The organism is Siccibacter colletis, assembly GCF_025914095.1.
Classification (GTDB): Bacteria; Pseudomonadota; Gammaproteobacteria; order Enterobacterales; family Enterobacteriaceae; genus Siccibacter; species Siccibacter colletis.
Genome location: NZ_CP074352.1, coordinates 908876 through 926468, shown reverse-complemented (window position 1 = coordinate 926468; position 17593 = coordinate 908876). Strand labels below are relative to the sequence as shown.

The window sequence follows — 17593 nt, the reverse complement described above, 5'->3', positions numbered from 1 at the left end:
AGGCCCGAGGGCGCGTGAAAAGAGGTACCGCAGAGCAGAGTAGCCCTGCATCGTAAGCGCGCCAGTATATACCCAATTGCAGCAAAGTGGCAGAGAAGAGAGACAATCCCGCGCGTTTCGCAGCATGTTACGCATACTCGTGCCCTTTTCCCGCCGCCGCCGCCCGCCGTTGCTGTCATTTGCTAATCATCCTGACTTCGCTACCATGTTGAAGCGACGATGAAATTAACCACAGAGCCAGACGTTACTATGCCGAAAAAAAATGCCCTCCCTGCCAGTTTTGAATCCGCCCTACAGGAGCTTGAGCAGATTGTCACCCGCCTCGAAAGCGGTGACCTGCCGCTTGAAGATGCGCTGAATGAATTTGAACGCGGTGTACAGCTGGCTCGTCAGGGACAGGTTAAGCTTCAGCAGGCCGAGCAGCGCGTGCAGATCCTGCTGTCTGAAAATGAAGACGCCCCGCTAACGCCCTTCACGCCGGATGCTGAATAAATGGATTTATCCCAACTGTTGCAGGCCCGCGTGGAGCGGGCCAACGATGCGCTGCAGGGGTTTATCGCCCCGTTGCCGTTTCAGAACACTCCGCTGGTTGAGGCCATGCGCTATGGCGCACTATTGGGCGGTAAACGCCTGCGCCCTTTCCTGGTGTACGCCACTGGCGAAATGTTTGGCGTGAAGCAGGAGACGCTCGATGCGCCTGCGGCTGCCATTGAGTGTATTCACGCCTATTCACTGATCCACGACGACCTGCCGGCGATGGACGATGACGATCTGCGCCGCGGTCAGCCGACCTGCCACATTAAATTTGGCGAAGCGAGCGCAATTCTTGCGGGTGACGCGCTGCAAACGCTGGCGTTCTCTATACTCAGTGATGCACCGATGGAAGGCGTCGCCATGCAGGATCGTCTGGCGATGGTTTCCGAACTGGCACAGGCCAGCGGCGTAGCGGGGATGTGCGGCGGTCAGGCGCTGGATCTCAGTGCCGAAGGCCAGCAGGTCGCGCTTGATGCGCTGGAGCGCATTCACCGTCATAAAACCGGGGCGCTGATCCGTGCGGCGGTGCGACTGGGCGCGTTAAGCGCCGGTATTCGCGGTCGCGAAGCCCTGCCGGCGCTGGATCGCTATGCTGAGAGCATCGGCCTGGCGTTCCAGGTTCAGGATGACATTCTGGATGTGGTGGGCGATACTGCCACCCTTGGTAAACGCCAGGGTGCTGACCAGGAGCTGGGCAAAAGCACCTATCCGGCGTTGCTGGGTCTTGAGCAAGCCCAGCTTAAGGCTCGCGATCTCTACGAAGACGCCCTGAGGGCGCTAGAAACGCTGGCTGCACAGTCGTTAGATACTACGGTTCTGGAAGCATTAGCGAATTACATTATCCAGCGAGATAAATAACGTTTGTATTTGCGCTCCCCGGTTGCGCCTGCGCTACCGGGCGGCGCGGGTACAACACCACGATGAGTCTCTTGATGAGTTTTGATATAACCAAATACCCGACCCTGGCACTGGTTGACTCCGCACAGGAGCTCCGCGTGCTGCCGAAAGAGAGCCTGCCAAAGCTGTGCGACGAACTGCGTCGCTACCTGCTGGATAGCGTAAGCCGTTCCAGCGGTCACTTCGCCTCCGGGCTGGGTACGGTCGAGCTGACCGTAGCGCTGCACTACGTCTATAACACCCCGTTCGATCAGCTGATCTGGGACGTTGGTCACCAGGCCTATCCGCATAAAATTCTGACCGGACGCCGGGATCGCATCGGCACCATTCGTCAGAAAGATGGCCTGCACCCGTTCCCGTGGCGCGGTGAAAGCGAATATGACGTGCTGAGCGTGGGCCACTCATCAACCTCCATCAGCGCCGGCATCGGTATTGCGGTGGCGGCGGAGAAAGAAGGGAAAGATCGCCGCACCGTGTGCGTGATCGGCGACGGCGCCATCACGGCGGGCATGGCGTTTGAAGCTATGAACCACGCCGGGGATATAAAACCCGACATGCTGGTGGTGCTCAACGACAACGAAATGTCGATCTCTGAAAACGTCGGCGCGTTGAACAATCACCTCGCCCAGCTGCTCTCCGGCAAGCTCTACTCCACCCTGCGCGAAGGCGGCAAAAAGGTCTTCTCCGGGGTACCGCCGATCAAAGAGCTGCTGAAGCGTACCGAAGAGCACATTAAAGGCATGGTGGTGCCGGGCACGCTGTTTGAAGAGCTGGGCTTTAACTATATCGGCCCGGTTGACGGTCACGACGTGCTGGGTCTGGTGCACACGCTTAAAAATATGCGCGGCCTGAAAGGCCCGCAGTTCCTGCACATCATGACCAAAAAAGGGCGCGGCTACGCCCCGGCAGAAAAAGATCCTATCACCTTCCACGCGGTGCCGAAATTTGACCCGCTGAGCGGTGAGCTGCCGAAAAGCAGCGGCGGTCAGCCGAGCTACTCAAAAATCTTCGGCGACTGGCTGTGCGAAACCGCCGCCGTTGACGATAAGCTGATGGCGGTGACTCCGGCCATGCGCGAAGGCTCCGGCATGGTAGAGTTTTCACGCAAATATCCGGCGCAGTATTTTGATGTCGCCATCGCCGAGCAGCACGCGGTGACCTTTGCAGCGGGTCTGGCCATTGGCGGCTATAAGCCGGTGGTCGCCATTTACTCGACGTTCCTGCAGCGCGCCTACGATCAGGTGATCCACGATGTGGCGATCCAGAACCTGCCGGTGCTGTTCGCCATTGACCGCGCCGGGATCGTCGGTGCTGACGGCCAGACGCATCAGGGCGCATTCGATCTCTCCTTCCTGCGCTGCATCCCTAACATGGTGGTGATGACGCCGAGCAACGAAGACGAGTGCCGCCTGATGCTCTACACCGGCTATCACTACAACGACGGCCCGAGCGCAGTACGCTATCCGCGCGGTAACGCGCTGGGCGTACCGCTGTCGCCGATGCAGAAGCTGCCGCTGGGTAAGGGCGTGGTGAAGCGCGAAGGCGAAAAGATCGCGATCCTCAACTTCGGTACGCTGATGCCGGAAGCGCAGCAGGTGGCGGAGTCGATGAACGCCACGCTGGTTGATATGCGCTTTGTAAAACCGCTGGATGAAGCGCTGATCCTGGAGATGGCCGCGCGTCACGAGGTGCTGGTCACCGTGGAAGAGAACGCCATTCAGGGCGGTGCCGGCAGCGGCGTGAACGAAGTGCTGATGGCGCATCGTCGCCCGGTGCCGGTGCTCAACCTCGGCCTGCCGGACTTCTTCATTCCGCAGGGTACGCAGGATGAAGCCCGAACCGCAATCGGCCTCGATGCCGCCGGAATGGAAGCGAAAATCCGCGCCTGGCTGGCGTAAGCGCCAAAAAAAACGCCTCACGATGTGAGGCGTTTTTGTTTAGTGCTGTAGGGCGGGTAAGCATGCGCACCCGCCGCCGCTGCGTATCCGATAGTGGATGCGCTACGTTCAGATAAGACCAATCGGCCAGTGATGCCCGATGAAGTAGAGTATCCCCGCCGAGATCACCCCCGCGACAATATCGTCCACCATGATCCCCATCCCGCCATGCACGTTGCGGTCGAACCAGCGAATCGGCCAGGGTTTCCACATATCAAGAATACGGAAAATCACGAACCCGGCGGCGACCCACTGCCAGTCGCTGGTCGGCACCGCCATCAGGGTGATCCACATACCGATAAACTCGTCCCAGACGATACTGCCGTGATCGTGCACGCCCATATCGCGGGCGGTCTGATGACAGAGGTAAACCCCGATGCTAATGCCGAGCATAATCGCCAGGGAATAGAGCTGCCACGGCAGCAGGGTCAGCAGATACCAGAACGGGATAGCGGCAAGCGACCCCATAGTGCCTGGCACCCAGGGGCTTAACCCGCTGCCGAAGCCAGTCGCCAGCAGATGCCAGGGATTACGTAAACTCAGGCGGCCTTTCGCCACGTCTTTGTTACGCCGGGGCGTTGAAGTGGTCATAGCCTTTCCAGTCAAGTGTCACCTGTTCCCCATTACGGGTGTAACGCAGCCCTTCCGATGCCACCATCACCTGACCGATGCAGGTGAAGGGCACGCCGAGATAGCCCAGCGCCACGTCCAGCGCGCCGCGGTTGATCTCTGGCACGGTGAAGCAAAGTTCATAGTCTTCCCCGCCGCTGAGCGCCCAGCGCAGCGCCTGCTCCGGTTCGACGTTAGCGCTGAACGCCCCGGAATACGGCAGCGCATCCAGATCGATACGCGCCCCGCAACCGCTGGCCTTGAGGATATGGCCGAGATCGGAGATCAGACCGTCGGAAAGATCGATGGCGCTGCTGGCGAGATCGCGCAGCGCCTGGCCCTGCAATACGCGCGGCGTCGGGCGCAGATGACGCTGCACCAGGTACGCCGACTGCTTGCTGTCGGCCACTGTCAACCGCTGCTGCAGGATCGCCAGCCCGGCGGCACTGTCCCCGGGCGTACCGGTGACGTAAATCCAGTCGCCCGGCTTCGCGCCAGAGCGCTTCAGCGCCCGTCCGGCCGGAACGAAGCCGTGAATACCCAGCGTCATCGACAGCGGACCACGGGTGGTGTCGCCGCCAATTAACTGCATATCGTAATAGTTAAGTTGCTCAAACAGGCTGTCGCTGAACGCTTCCAGCCAGGCTTCATCCACCTCGGGCAGCGTTAATGCCAGCGTCAGCCACGCCGGATCGGCGCCCATCGCCGCCAGATCGCTGACGTTAACTGCGAGTGCTTTGTAGCCAAGATCGCGGGGAGAGATATCCGGTAAGAAATGGGTGCCGCTCACCAGGGTATCGGTGCTGATGGCGAGCACCTGCTTGTCCGGCACGGTCAGTAATGCACAGTCATCACCGATTCCGGTTTCCACATCGCGCCGCGAGGTTCTGACACGGTCAAAGTAACGGCCTATCAGAGAAAACTCACCGCATGCCATACGCGTAATGCCTCAGCAGGAGTAAAGAAGAAGGCCGGCGTAACCGGCCTGGAGATTATTTTTTGTGGGGGCGGATCTGCGGAGCGGCTTTATCGAGCACGCCGTTGACGAACTTATGGCTGTCTTCTGCGCCGAACGTTTTCGCCAGCTCAATGCCTTCGTTGATGGCCACTTTGTACGGCACATCGTCACGGCGGGCGAGTTCGAACAGCGAAATGCGCAGCACCGCTCTCTCGACCTGACCCAGCTCTTCCAGCTGGCGCGACAGGTACGGCGCCATCAGGCCGTCGAGATATGCGCTGTTAGTCGCCACTCCGGTCAGCAGTTCACGGAAGTAGTTAACGTCAACATCGCTGACGTCCTGTTCCGCCAGGAACTGATATTCAACATCAGCGATGTCGTTTTTGGATAACTGCCAGGAGTAGAGTGCCTGGACGGCACACTCGCGGGCACGGCGACGAGCAGCAGGTTTCACGGATTTCCCCTTACAAAAATCAGGCCTTGATGGCTTTCAATACATTGATCATTTCAAGCGCGGTCAGTGCAGCTTCTGCACCTTTGTTACCGGCTTTGGTGCCAGCGCGTTCGATGGCTTGTTCGATGCTTTCGGTGGTCAGGACGCCAAACGCAACCGGAATACCGGTTGTCTGGGCAACGCCTGCCAGACCATTGCTGGCCCCACCGGCGACATATTCAAAGTGCGCAGTACCGCCACGGATCACCGTGCCGAGCGCGATGACCGCGTCGTACTTGTCGGTTTTCGCCAGCGCTTCCGCAGCCAGCGGCAGCTCGTAAGCGCCTGGCACCCACACCACGGTGATATTTTCATCTTTAACCTGGCCGATACGCTTGAGCGCATCGATAGCACCTTCCAGCAGGCTGTCGTTGATGAAGTTGTTAAAACGCGCGATGGTGATGGCGACGCGAGCGTCCGGAGCGGCAACGTTGGCTTCAATAATGTTCATACTTTTCCTTAATGGGGTTCTGGCCCCCACATACAGGGGGGCGGATTTTACCACAAACTTAATGACGCTGCTTACGTTTTACAGCCTGGTATCAGGCGTGCGTCAAATGGAGACAGACGTCAGGACCAACCTGGCGTATCTCGCTGAATTTCAATGCCGGCGCGTCCGCCAGGCGCTCAAGGCCCGGCAGGCGGAACAGGCCGCGGGCGTCGTCGCCCAGCAGTTTCGGCGCGACGTAGACAATAAGCTCATCCACCAGCCCGGCCTGCAGCAGCGCGCCCGCAAGCGTTGCACCCGCCTCAACCCACAGGCTGTTTATCTGGCGTTTGCCGAGCTGCATCATCATCAGCACCAGATCCAGCTGGCCGTTATGCTCGGGCACAACAAACTGCTCTACCCCTTCTGGCCAGACCTGCTGGTCAGCGTGGGGGCGTGCAAGCCAGGTTTCACCCGGCTGGTTAACGATGCGGTGAGCCGGCGTAACGCGATGCTTGCTGTCAATAACGATGCGCAGCGGCTGGCGCAGTTCGCGCTCGGGATAACGCTGCTGCGTCTCTTCCCCCAGCTCGTTCCAGCGCACGGTAAGCGCCGGATCGTCTGCCAGTACGGTGGCACTGCTGGTAAGGATAGCGTGACTTTGCGCGCGCAGACGCTGAACATCACAACGCGACGCCGGAGAAGTGATCCACTGGCTCTCGCCGCTCGCCATCGCGGTGCGCCCGTCGAGCGAAGCCCCCATTTTCAACCGGATCCACGGAAAACCGGTGCGCATGCGCTTCAGGAAGCCGCGGTTCAGCGCTTCGGCGTCATTCATCATCACGCCGTGGCTGACCTCAATGCCCGCCTGCTGCAGACGGTAAAGCCCGCGCCCGGCGACCTGCGGATTTGGGTCCTGCATCGCGGCAACCACGCGCGCGACCCCTGCGTCAATCAGCGCCTCGCAGCACGGCGGGGTGCGGCCATGATGGCTGCAGGGTTCCAGCGTGACGTAAGCCGTGGCACCACGGGCTTTTTCGCCCGCCATGCGCAGGGCATGTACTTCGGCATGGGGTTCACCGGCGCGATAGTGGAAGCCCTCCCCGACTATCTCGCCGTCGCGCACAATGACGCAGCCAACGCGCGGATTAGGATGGGTGGTGAATATGCCCTGCCTGGCCAGGCGCAGCGCCCGCGCCATATAGACTTCGTCGTGCATCGTCATCAGTCCTGCAACCTCGCGATCTCCTCGCCAAACTCACGAATATCTTCGAAGCTGCGATAAACGGAAGCGAAACGGATATAGGCGACCTTATCGAGCTTTTTAAGCTGCTCCATCACCAGGTTGCCGATCATTTTGCTGGGGATCTCCCGCTCGCCGGTGGCGCGCAGGTGGGATTTGATGTGGTTGAGCGCCATTTCGACATCGTCGGCACTCACGGGGCGTTTCTCCAGCGCTTTCAGCATCCCACTGCGCAGCTTGTCTTCATTAAACGGCTCGCGTACATCGTTGCTTTTCACAACGCGCGGCATTACCAGCTCCGCCACTTCAAATGTGGTAAAGCGCTCGTTGCAGACCAGGCACTGGCGACGGCGTCTGACCGACGAACCTTCACCAACCAGACGGGAATCAATCACTTTCGTGTCTACAGCGAAACAGAATGGGCAATGCATAGCGCGTCCTGAAGAAGAGATAAACTGATGTCTAGTGTAACCCGAAGTGGCGGGACGACAAAGACGAAGCGTTTTGAGACAAAGGATCTATCCACCTCGTTTAACCGCGGTCTACTCTGTTAATAGCCTGATAAATGAAGGAAACCGATAATGGCAAAACGTTACGTGAAACTCTTGATGGTCGGCAGCCTGCTGTCGCTCACCGCCTGCGCACAGCAAAGCGAAGTCCGCCAGATGCATAACGAGGTGAAAACCCTCAATCACGAGATGACGAAACTTACCGAGCAGACCGTGAAGCTGACGCAGCAGAACGCCCTGAACAAGCGCTCTACGTCTGGCGTTTACCTGCTGCCCGGCGCGAAAACTCCGGCGCGCCTCAACAGCCAGATCGGCATGCTGCGCATGTCGCTGCAGGATATCGCAGCCGACGGCAACGGTACCCGGGCTAATCTGAAGATCAGCGGTGAGTCTAACGAGCCGTTACCGGCGTTCACCGCCACGGTGGAGTGGGGCCAGATCCAGGGCACCACGGAAAATTTCCAGGAAGTGAACGTGCAGAACACCCTGGTCAGCGCCCCGGCCAGCACCCTGGCACCGAGCGACGTCCTGTTGCCACTCTCTATGCCAAATATCACGCCCGATCAGCTGGGCTTCGTGCGTATTCACGACATCCAGCCGCTGGCGCAGTAATAATACCGGGCGGCGTTCCCGCGCCGCCCGTCTGGACACGCTTTTTCATCTTTTCTGACCCTTCGACACATCCCTTTCCGAACGCGTCATAAGCGGACGATCTCGACTGAGACTTGCGTTACGCGTCAATCTCCGTACAATCCGTGCCGTTCAATGTACGCAAACGTGAACGCAATCGATTACGTGCGTAAGAAGAATGTGAAACAACACATATTTTTGTGAGCAAGGATTTCTATAATAGTCGCGCGTCAAACAACTGTAGCGGTTGTGGTTGCACTCAGGTTCCTTATTCCCTTTTGGGATTTCTAATCAGTGGCATAAATATGAAAAAAATCGTCTTAGCCGCCGGCGCAGCGCTGGCTCTCTCCGGATCGTTCTCTGCCAGCGCAGCGGATACTAAAAACAACGACTACGTTTCTGACTGGTGGCACCAGAGCGTCAACGTAGTGGCCAGTGCCGACACCCGTTTTGGACCTCAGCTGCGCAACGATACCTATCTGGAATATGAAGCCTTTGCCAAAAAGGACTGGTTCGATTTCTACGGCTACATTGATGCACCGAAATTCTTCGGTGGCGACTCCACCTCACGCGGCATCTGGGATCACGGCTCCCCGCTGTTTATGGAGATCGAACCGCGCTTCTCTATCGACAAGCTGACCGGCACCAGCCTGGCGTTTGGTCCGTTCAAAGAGTGGTATTTCGCCAACAACTACATCTACGACATGGGTCGCAACCAGGCTAACCGCCAGAGCACCTGGTATATGGGTCTGGGTACTGATATCGAAACCGGTCTGCCGATGAGCCTGTCGATGAACGTATACGCCAAATACCAGTGGCAGAACTACGGCGCGTCCAACGAGAACGAGTGGGACGGCTATCGCTTCAAGGTGAAATACTTTGTGCCGCTGACCCAGCTGTGGGGCGGCAACCTGAGCTATATCGGCTTCACCAACTTCGACTGGGGCTCCGATCTGGGTGACGATGCATACCGCACCAGCAACTCCATCGCGTCCAGCCACATCCTGTCGCTGAACTACGACCACTGGCACTACTCTGCCGTGGCGCGTTATTTCCATAACGGCGGTCAGTGGAATGATGGCGATCAGCCGTTCTTCCAGAATGAAAAAATCAAATCTAACGGCTTCGGTTGGTACCTGGTTGTGGGTTACAACTTCTGATAGCGTTGCCATACAGAGAAAAGCCGGTCAGCTGACCGGCTTTTTTATTGCCTGAATAGTGCCGCAGCACCCAGGGTGCGCACCCACCTTTGAATACTGAATAGTGCCGCAAAGGCAAAAGCCAGGCGAAAAAAAACCGCAGCCGGAGGGCTACGGTTTTTACTGGCTCAACAGCGATTAAGGCAGAATTGACGGCTGATCCGCCCCTTCCTTCTCAACCTTCTGCTGCAGCAGATGCTCACGCTTCATACCCAGCTTCAGCGCCAGCGCGGAAGCCACGTAGATAGACGACGCCGTACCGATGGAAACCCCGATCAGCATGGTCAGGGAGAAGCCCTGCAGCATCGCGCCGCCGAAGAGGTAGAGCATCAGGATCACCACGAGGGTGGTACCGGATGTGATCAACGTCCTCTGCAGCGTCTGGGTCAGCGACACGTTAAAGATTTCGTAAGGCGTTCCGCGACGGATCTTACGGAAGTTTTCACGAATACGGTCGGATACCACGATGCTGTCGTTCAGGGAGTAACCGATGACCGACATCAGGGAGGCGATGATGGTCAGGTCAATCTCAATCTGGAACAGCGACAACACGCCCATCGTGATCACCACGTCGTGCGCCAGAGCGATAACCACCCCGGCCGCCAGGCGCCACTCAAAGCGGAAGCCAACGTAAACCAGAATGGAGATCAGTGCCACCAGCAGTGCCATCGCACCGTTAGTAGCCAGATCGGCACCCACGCTCGGGCCGACAAACTCAATACGCTTCACCGCAGCATTCTGGTTGGTCGCTTCATTGATGACGCTAACCACTTTGCTGCCCAGCTCCTGACCGCCGGTGGCGCCCTCAGCAGGCGGCATGCGCACCATGATGTCGCGGCTGCTACCGAAGTTTTGCAACAGCGGCTCTTCAAAGCCCGCTTTCTCCAGCGACTGACGCATCAGATCCATATCCGCTGGTTTCTCCAGCGAAATTTCAATGACCGTACCACCGGTAAAGTCGAGGCCCCAGTTGAAGCCGCGTACGCCGATGATGACAACCGCCGCGATCAACAGCAGACCGGAGATGCCAAAGGCCCAGTAGTCCCAGCGCATAAAGTCATAGACTTTACGGCCGTGGTTCAATTGTTCAACAGTATATTCCTGTGCCACAACGCACTCCTCAGATAGACAGCTTTTTGACGCGTTTGCCGCCGTACAGCAGGTTTACGATGGCACGGGTACCGACGATTGCTGTGAACATTGACGTCGCGACGCCAATACCGGTGGTGATTGCAAACCCTTTAATCGCACCGGTACCAACGGCGTACAGGATGATGACTTTAATCAGGGTGGTGATGTTCGCATCGAAGATCGAGCTGAACGCGCCTTTATACCCTTCATCAATCGCCTGCTGTACTGAACGCCCGTTCTTAAGTTCTTCCTTAATACGTTCGTTGATCAGTACGTTCGCATCCACCGCAACCGCAAGGGTTAACACGATACCCGCAATACCCGGCATGGTGAGCGTGGCCCCCGGCAGCAGCGACATGATGCCGACAATCAGCACCAGGTTCGCGATAAGCGCGGTGGTCGCGATCATGCCGAACTTCTTGTAGAAGAAGAGCATGAAGATGATGGACACAGCCAGACCGGCGAGGCAGGCTTCCAGACCCTGCTGGATGTTCTGAGAACCCAGGGTTGGCCCGATAGTACGCTCTTCCACGATCTGAATCGGTGCAATCAGCGCACCCGCACGCAGCAGCAGCGACAGCTGACGCGCTTCGTTCGGGTTATCGATACCGGTGATACGGAAGCTGTTGCCAAGACGCGACTGAATGTTCGCGATGTTGATTACCTCTTCCTGCTTCACCAGCACGGAACGGCCATTGGCATCTTTCTTCCCGCTGTCCTTGTACTCCACAAAGAGCGTCGCCATCGGTTTATTGATGTTGTCTTTGGTGAAGTTAGACATGATGTTACCGCCCGCGCCGTCCAGTGAAATGTTCACCTGCGGCTGGTTGTACTCATCCATGCTGGACGTGGAATCCGTGATGTGGTCACCAGTGAGGATCACGCGCTTGTACAGCACAACCGGCTGGCCTTCGCGGGTTTTCTTCACTTCGGAGTCGCCCGGTACGCGGCCAGCAGAGGCAGCGCTGGCGTCAACGTTGGTGTTAACCAGACGGAACTCCAGCGTCGCGGTAGCGCCCAGAATCTCTTTGGCGCGCGCGGTGTCCTGAATACCCGGCAGTTCAACCACGATGCGATCTGCACCCTGACGCTGGACCAGCGGCTCGGCAACGCCCAGCTGGTTTACACGGTTACGCAGAATAGTGATGTTCTGCTGTACCGCGTATTCACGCGCTTCGGACAGGCGGGCATCGGACATGACAACGCGAATACCGTTGCTGCCGTCGTTGCTGATGACCAGATCCTGATGGCGGCTGCGCAGCCAGGAAGCACCCGCGTCACGGGCATCGCCGTCGCGGAACACGATGTTCACACCGTAGTTGTCGATTTTACGAACCGTGGTGTAAGGAATGGACTTTTCGCGCAGGTCGCTGCGCAGGGTGTCGATGTTCTGTTCCTGAAGCTTGCCAAGCGCGGTATCCATATCCACTTCCATCAGGAAGTGAACGCCGCCGCGCAGGTCAAGACCCAGCTTCATCGGTTCGGCAGCGAGTGCGCTTAACCAGCGCGGCGTAGCCGGTGCCAGGTTGAGTGCCACCACGTAGTCTTCGCCAAGCGTGCTAAGCAGCGCTTCACGCGCGCGCAGCTGAGTGTCGGTCGAGTCGAAACGCGCAAGAATAGCGCCTTCTTCCAGCGCCAGAGACTTAGCGGTGATTTTTTGTTCTTTTAAGGTGTTCTGGACCTGATTCAGCGTTTGCTCACTGGCGGCGCCACCGCGCGCGCCAGTGATTTGAACAGCCGGATCCTCACCATACAGGTTGGGAAGCGCGTAAAGCAGGCCGACGATTAGCACGACGACCAGCATGATGTACTTCCACAAAGGATAACGGTTTAACACGGCAGTTGCCTTTGATAATGGGAATTACAGCGCCTTCATCGTACCTTTCGGCAGAACGGCAGCAACGAAATCACGTTTGATAACCACTTCAGTGGTGTCGTTCAGCGCGATAGCAATGTAGCCGTTGTCGGTTACTTTGGTCACGCGTCCAACCAGACCGCCGTTGGTCAGCACTTCATCGCCTTTCGCGATGGAGTCCATCAGCTTTTTATGCTCTTTGGTGCGTTTTTGCTGCGGGCGCAGGATCATGAAATAGAAAATCAGACCGAAAACAACCAGCATCAGGATCAGAGACATCGGGCTGCCCTGTGATGGCGCGCCAGCTGCTGCTACCGCATCAGAAATGAAAAAGCTCATTAAAATTCCCTCATTATTAAATTAATCAACGTTCAAAGGTGGAACCGGTCTACCCTGGCGTTGGTAAAACTCCGTGACGAAGTGCTCTAATTTACCTTCTTCAATAGCCTTGCGTAAACCAGCCATTAAGCGCTGATAGTGACGCAGGTTGTGAATGGTATTGAGCCGCGCGCCCAGTATTTCGTTGCAACGGTCAAGATGATGCAAGTAAGCGAGCGAATAATTGCGACACGTATAGCAATCACACTCGGGATCGAGCGGACCGGTATCGCTTTTGTATTTCGCATTGCGGATTTTTACGACGCCAGTGGTCACAAACAGGTGGCCGTTACGCGCGTTGCGGGTCGGCATGACGCAGTCGAACATATCGATACCGCGGCGCACCCCTTCCACCAGATCTTCCGGTTTCCCCACACCCATCAGGTATCGCGGTTTGTCAGCCGGGATTTGCGGGCAGACGTGCTCCAGAATGCGGTGCATATCTTCTTTCGGTTCCCCAACCGCCAGACCGCCGACAGCGTAGCCATCAAAGCCTATCTCTACCAGACCTTTCACGGAGATATCGCGTAAATCTTCGTAAACACTGCCCTGGATAATGCCGAACAGCGCATTTTTATTGCCAAGCGAATCAAAGCGATCGCGGCTGCGCTGCGCCCAGCGCAGCGACATTTCCATCGAGCGCTTCGCGTAATCCCAGTCCGCCGGGTACGGCGTGCACTCATCGAAGATCATCACGATGTCGGAGCCGAGATCGTATTGAATCTCCATGGATTTTTCCGGATCGAGGAAGATCGGATCGCCGTTAATCGGGTTGCGGAAGTGCACGCCCGCTTCGGTGATCTTGCGGATGTCGCCGAGGCTGAACACCTGGAAGCCGCCGGAGTCGGTAAGGATTGGCCCTTTCCACTGCATGAAATCGTGCAGGTCGCCGTGCAGCTTCATGATCTCCTGACCAGGACGCAGCCAGAGGTGGAAGGTGTTGCCGAGGATAATCTGCGCGCCGGTGGCTTCAACTTCTTCCGGCGTCATGCCTTTAACGGTGCCGTAAGTCCCCACAGGCATAAAGGCCGGGGTTTCAACCACGCCGCGCTCAAACACGAGGCGACCGCGGCGCGCGCGGCCGTCGGTAGTATCTAATTCAAATTTCACAATTTTCTCCACATCAGAGAAACAGTCTGATGATTAAGGCACAGGCGCCGTCGGAATGGCTCCGGCGGCGCAGAATGGATTAAGCGCCCGGGCGCTCGTTTATAGCTGCCGGATTGTACGTGATAAACATCGCATCACCGTAACTAAAAAAGCGATATTGGGCCTCGACGGCCTCGCGGTAGGCATTCATGGTGTGCTGATAGCCAGCAAAGGCAGACACCAGCATGATGAGCGTTGATTCCGGCAGATGGAAATTGGTGACCAGCGCATCGATCACGCGGTACTGATAACCCGGATAGATAAAGATTTTGGTATCGCCGAAGAACGGCGCGATCATCGCGTCCTGCGCCGCCTGGGCCGCGCTCTCCAGCGAACGCACTGAGGTGGTGCCTACGGCGATCACCCGGTTACCGCGCGCTTTGGCCCCCAGCACCGCATCCACAACCTCCTGCGGCACTTCGGCGTATTCGGCGTGCATGATGTGGTCTTCAATGCTGTCTACGCGCACCGGCTGGAAGGTGCCGGCCCCGACGTGCAGCGTGACGAACGCCATCTCAATGCCTTTTTCGCGCAGCTTTTCCAGCAGCGGCTCGTCAAAGTGCAGCCCGGCGGTAGGCGCAGCAACGGCCCCCGGTTTCTGACTGTAGACGGTCTGGTACAGTTCGCGGTCGGCATCTTCATCCGGGCGCTCAATGTACGGCGGCAGCGGCATATGGCCGATATCGTTAAGAATATCCAGCACCGGACGCGCATCGTTAAAGGCAATTTCGAACAGCGCATCGTGGCGCGCCACCATGGTGGCCTGGATGCTTTCGTCGTCGCCCAGCAGCAGTTCCGCACCCGGCTTCGGCGCTTTTGACGCGCGAACGTGTGCCAGAATACGCTTATCGTCCAGCATGCGTTCTACCAGCACTTCAATCTTGCCGCCGCTGACCTTGCGGCCAAACAGGCGCGCCGGGATCACGCGGGTATTATTGAACACCAGCAGATCGCCGGGGTTGAGTTTGTCGAGCAGATCCGTGAAAGTGCCATGTTCAAGCTGCCCTGTCGGCCCATCGAGCGACAATAATCGGCAGGCGCTACGCTGCGCTTGCGGGTAATGGGCGATAAGTGAATCGGGTAACTCAAAAGCAAAATCTGAAACGCGCATGGCTGGAACTCGTGAGGACAAAACAGGCGGCCTAGTCTAGTGCTGGTGCGCTTTTGCTGCAACCCTAAGGCTGTTTACGGATATGATTAACGCATGAACTTTCTCGCACACCTGCATCTGGCGCATCTGGCGCAAAGCTCGCTGCTCGGCAATTTGCTCGCCGACTTCGTGCGCGGCAATCCTGACACGCTGTTTACCGCGGATATCGTCGCGGGCATCCACATGCACCGCCGCATTGATGTCCTGACCGACAACCTGCCGCAGGTTAAGGAGGCACGCGAATGGTTCCGCCCGGAAACCCGCCGTGTCGCCCCGATTACCCTTGACGTGATGTGGGACCATTTCCTGTCGCGCCACTGGGCACAGCTGTCGCCGTCCCAGCCGCTGGCGGCGTTTATTGCCCACGCGCAGGGCAGCATTGTGCCGCATCTGCCGGACACGCCGCCGCGCTTCATCAATCTTAACGATCACCTCTGGTCAGAGCGCTGGATGGAGCGCTATGCCGACATGGCCTTTATTCAGAACGTGCTCAACGGCATGGCGAACCGGCGTCCACGTCTCGATGCCCTGCGCGACTCCTGGCACGATCTCGACCGCCACTACGACGCGCTGGAAAAACAGTTCTGGCAGTTCTACCCCACCATGATGGAGCAGGCCCGCCAGAAAGCGCTCTAGCGGCTGCGCCACACCGTGGCCGATATCGCGGGCAGCGCGACGTTCGCTTCCTGCAGCTCGCCTTCACCCTCCAGCCGCTGCCATTCGCGTCCGTCCGTCAGCGGCGACGGCGGCAGCGTCACGTGCTGAGCCTCACCCCGGTTGATAGCCACCAGCACCCGCTCACCCTGCAGCACGCGAACAAAGATAACCACATCGCCTTCAGCATACTGCACGCAACAGCCGCCGCGCCGTAGCGCCGGGCTGCGCTTGCGCAGGGCCGCCATGCGCTGATACAGCGCCAGCAGGGTCTGGTCCTGCTGCTCCGCCCGCCAGGGATAGGGTTTACGGCAGAACGGATCGTTATTGCCGTCCAGCCCCACTTCATCGCCATAGTAGATGCACGGCACGCCGGGCCAGCTGAACAGCCACACCACCGCCAGAGGCAGACGCGCGACGTCTTTACCAAGCAGCGTTTTAAAGCGCGCGGTATCGTGGCTGTCGAGCTGGTTGAACATGCGCAGCTGCTGCTGGTGCGACAGCCCGGCGCGGTACTGCTCCATCCAGGCGATACAGGTTTGGGCATCGAGCTGCTGCGGGTCGTAAGAGATATCGGTATTCGCCAGGAACCCCCACAGCGGAAGGGTAAAGCCGCGGTAGTTCATCGCCGCATCTTCGGCATCGGCCTGCAACCAGGCGCGGGCATCGCCGAAATGCTCCCCGAACACAAACGCCTGTGGATTCTCCGCCTTCGCCGCCTGGCGAATGGCGGCAACGTGTTCACGATTGTTTTTCGCGCCGCCCTCTTCCCCCAGCATATGCACCACGTCCAGCCGCCAGCCATCCATTGACCAGGGCGCTTTCAGCCAGTGGCGCACGATGCTGTTCTCGCCGCCGTAGATTTCCGCTTTAAGCCCGGCGGAGCGAAAGTCGAGCTTCGGCAGGCTGGCATAGCCGAGCCAGTCCAGCGCCTTGCCCTCCTCCGAGAACTGATACCAGTCGCGCCACGGCGAGTCAGGGTGGTGACAGGCGCCCTGCCCGGTCTGCTGATGACGGTCAAACCACGGGTGGGAATCCCCGGTGTGGTTGAACACGCCGTCGAGGATCAGCCGCATTCCGCGCTGACGGGTGTTTTCGCGCAGGCGCAGCAGCGCCGCATCGCCGCCAAGCTGCGGATCGACGTGGCGGTAGTCGGCGGTGTCATATTTGTGCACGCTCGGGGCCACGAAAACCGGATTGAGATAGAGGGCGGTGACGCCAAGTTTTGCCAGCCAGGGTAACTTTTCGCTGATGCCGTCCAGGTCGCCGCCGTAGAAGGTGGACCCGCCCGCCTCGGCGGTCAGGGGGGCGTCCCATTCGCGGCGCACAATGTCATGCCCGACGGCGTGGTGATAGTAGACCGCGTCCTGCTCGGGGCGGCGCTGGCTGCCGCGCGCGAAGCGGTCCGGGAAGATCTGGTAGAACACCTGATCCGCCACCCACTCCGGCCCGCTGTCCGGCAGGTCGATGGCAAACTGCTCAAGGCTGGCGGGCGGAAATTTTGCCAGCCCCTGTGGGGTAAACCACATCTGCCGGTCAGGCCACAGCAGCTTAAAGCTGTAGCGGCGGCGCGGCTGGCCGCTGCTGAGATCAACGTTTCCGCGCCAGGCCGTAATCCCCGGCGGCGTAGCACCGCGCACGCGGGTCATGCGCAGCGCGGTCTCTTCGTTATCCAGCTCGTAGCGCAGCATTACCCGCTCCGGCAGCGCGTCTCCCGCCAGCCAGAGGGTGATCAGTAAGCTCTCCTGCTGCTGCTTTACAAACGGCGCAACCGGCAGATGCCAGGCATTCAACATAGCGTTTCTCCCTCATATTTATCGCCGCCACCTTGCCATAACGC

The 17593-nt window shown here is 58.6% G+C and carries 18 protein-coding genes; 6 read left to right on the top strand and 12 right to left on the bottom strand.

Features of this window, described 5'->3' with window-relative positions; translation table 11 throughout:
• Nucleotides 1-249: 249 nt before the first annotated feature.
• The 3 genes from xseB (at nt 250) to dxs (ending at nt 3329) form a co-directional block, all read left to right on the top strand.
• Nucleotides 250-492 carry an exodeoxyribonuclease VII small subunit gene (gene xseB / locus KFZ77_RS04505; RefSeq protein WP_031524269.1) on the top strand — a complete coding sequence of 81 codons (243 nt, stop codon included), beginning with the start codon at nt 250-252 and terminating at the stop codon, nt 490-492.
• Nucleotides 493-1392: a (2E,6E)-farnesyl diphosphate synthase gene (gene ispA, locus KFZ77_RS04500; protein WP_264385548.1), complete on the top strand. Its 900-nt coding sequence runs from the start codon at nt 493-495 to the stop codon at nt 1390-1392.
• 74 nt (nt 1393-1466) lie between these two features.
• Nucleotides 1467-3329, top strand: a complete 1863-nt coding sequence (dxs, locus tag KFZ77_RS04495; protein ID WP_264385547.1) for a 1-deoxy-D-xylulose-5-phosphate synthase — start codon at nt 1467-1469, stop codon at nt 3327-3329.
• Between the two features lie 108 nt (nt 3330-3437).
• Here dxs and pgpA read toward each other — a convergent pair whose 3' ends face one another.
• The 6 genes from pgpA to nrdR form a co-directional block, all read right to left on the bottom strand.
• Nucleotides 3438-3959, bottom strand: coding sequence for a phosphatidylglycerophosphatase A (gene pgpA / locus KFZ77_RS04490; RefSeq protein ID WP_264385546.1), 522 nt, complete (start codon nt 3957-3959; stop codon nt 3438-3440).
• Nucleotides 3934-4914 carry a thiamine-phosphate kinase gene (thiL, locus tag KFZ77_RS04485; RefSeq protein ID WP_031524261.1) on the bottom strand — a complete coding sequence of 327 codons (981 nt, stop codon included), beginning with the start codon at nt 4912-4914 and terminating at the stop codon, nt 3934-3936. Before thiL ends, pgpA begins: the two co-directional genes overlap by 26 nt.
• A 55-nt stretch (nt 4915-4969) precedes the next feature.
• Entirely contained in the window at nt 4970-5389 is a 420-nt protein-coding gene (nusB, locus tag KFZ77_RS04480) for a transcription antitermination factor NusB (protein ID WP_264385545.1), read from the bottom strand.
• 19 nt (nt 5390-5408) lie between these two features.
• Nucleotides 5409-5879, bottom strand: coding sequence for a 6,7-dimethyl-8-ribityllumazine synthase (gene ribH, locus KFZ77_RS04475; protein ID WP_031524257.1), 471 nt, complete (start codon nt 5877-5879; stop codon nt 5409-5411).
• 91 nt (nt 5880-5970) lie between these two features.
• Nucleotides 5971-7074 carry a bifunctional diaminohydroxyphosphoribosylaminopyrimidine deaminase/5-amino-6-(5-phosphoribosylamino)uracil reductase RibD gene (ribD, locus tag KFZ77_RS04470; RefSeq protein WP_264386148.1) on the bottom strand — a complete coding sequence of 368 codons (1104 nt, stop codon included), beginning with the start codon at nt 7072-7074 and terminating at the stop codon, nt 5971-5973.
• A gap of 5 nt (nt 7075-7079) precedes the next feature.
• A complete protein-coding gene (gene nrdR, locus KFZ77_RS04465) occupies nt 7080-7529 on the bottom strand; it encodes a transcriptional regulator NrdR (protein WP_031524253.1) in 450 nt (149 codons plus the stop codon).
• Nucleotides 7530-7679: 150 nt separating this feature from the next.
• On the opposite strand from nrdR, the gene KFZ77_RS04460 reads away from it, so the two are divergent.
• Together KFZ77_RS04460 and KFZ77_RS04455 are read left to right on the top strand one after the other, a co-directional pair.
• Nucleotides 7680-8219, top strand: a complete 540-nt coding sequence (locus KFZ77_RS04460) for a SadB/YajI family lipoprotein (protein WP_031524251.1) — start codon at nt 7680-7682, stop codon at nt 8217-8219.
• Between the two features lie 323 nt (nt 8220-8542).
• Nucleotides 8543-9397 (top strand): nucleoside-specific channel-forming protein Tsx, encoded by an 855-nt coding sequence (locus KFZ77_RS04455; protein WP_264385544.1) that lies wholly within the window; start codon nt 8543-8545, stop codon nt 9395-9397.
• Nucleotides 9398-9574: 177 nt separating this feature from the next.
• Here the strand turns inward: KFZ77_RS04455 and secF are convergent, their stop codons facing one another.
• The 5 genes from secF to queA form a co-directional block, all read right to left on the bottom strand.
• Nucleotides 9575-10546, bottom strand: coding sequence for a protein translocase subunit SecF (gene secF, locus KFZ77_RS04450; RefSeq protein WP_264385543.1), 972 nt, complete (start codon nt 10544-10546; stop codon nt 9575-9577).
• 10 nt (nt 10547-10556) lie between these two features.
• Nucleotides 10557-12404 carry a protein translocase subunit SecD gene (gene secD / locus KFZ77_RS04445; protein ID WP_072002061.1) on the bottom strand — a complete coding sequence of 616 codons (1848 nt, stop codon included), beginning with the start codon at nt 12402-12404 and terminating at the stop codon, nt 10557-10559.
• A gap of 24 nt (nt 12405-12428) precedes the next feature.
• Nucleotides 12429-12761, bottom strand: coding sequence for a preprotein translocase subunit YajC (gene yajC / locus KFZ77_RS04440; RefSeq protein ID WP_024550835.1), 333 nt, complete (start codon nt 12759-12761; stop codon nt 12429-12431).
• 21 nt (nt 12762-12782) lie between these two features.
• Nucleotides 12783-13910, bottom strand: a complete 1128-nt coding sequence (gene tgt / locus KFZ77_RS04435) for a tRNA guanosine(34) transglycosylase Tgt (protein ID WP_031524243.1) — start codon at nt 13908-13910, stop codon at nt 12783-12785.
• Nucleotides 13911-13989: 79 nt separating this feature from the next.
• Nucleotides 13990-15060: a tRNA preQ1(34) S-adenosylmethionine ribosyltransferase-isomerase QueA gene (gene queA, locus KFZ77_RS04430; protein WP_031524241.1), complete on the bottom strand. Its 1071-nt coding sequence runs from the start codon at nt 15058-15060 to the stop codon at nt 13990-13992.
• A gap of 93 nt (nt 15061-15153) precedes the next feature.
• On the opposite strand from queA, the gene acpH reads away from it, so the two are divergent.
• Complete coding sequence (acpH, locus tag KFZ77_RS04425) at nt 15154-15735, top strand: ACP phosphodiesterase (RefSeq protein ID WP_031524239.1); 582 nt, start codon at nt 15154-15156, stop codon at nt 15733-15735.
• On the opposite strand, the gene malZ is transcribed toward acpH, so the two are convergent.
• Complete coding sequence (gene malZ / locus KFZ77_RS04420) at nt 15732-17549, bottom strand: maltodextrin glucosidase (RefSeq protein WP_264385542.1); 1818 nt, start codon at nt 17547-17549, stop codon at nt 15732-15734. The genes acpH and malZ overlap by 4 nt on opposite strands.
• Nucleotides 17550-17593 lie beyond the last annotated feature (44 nt).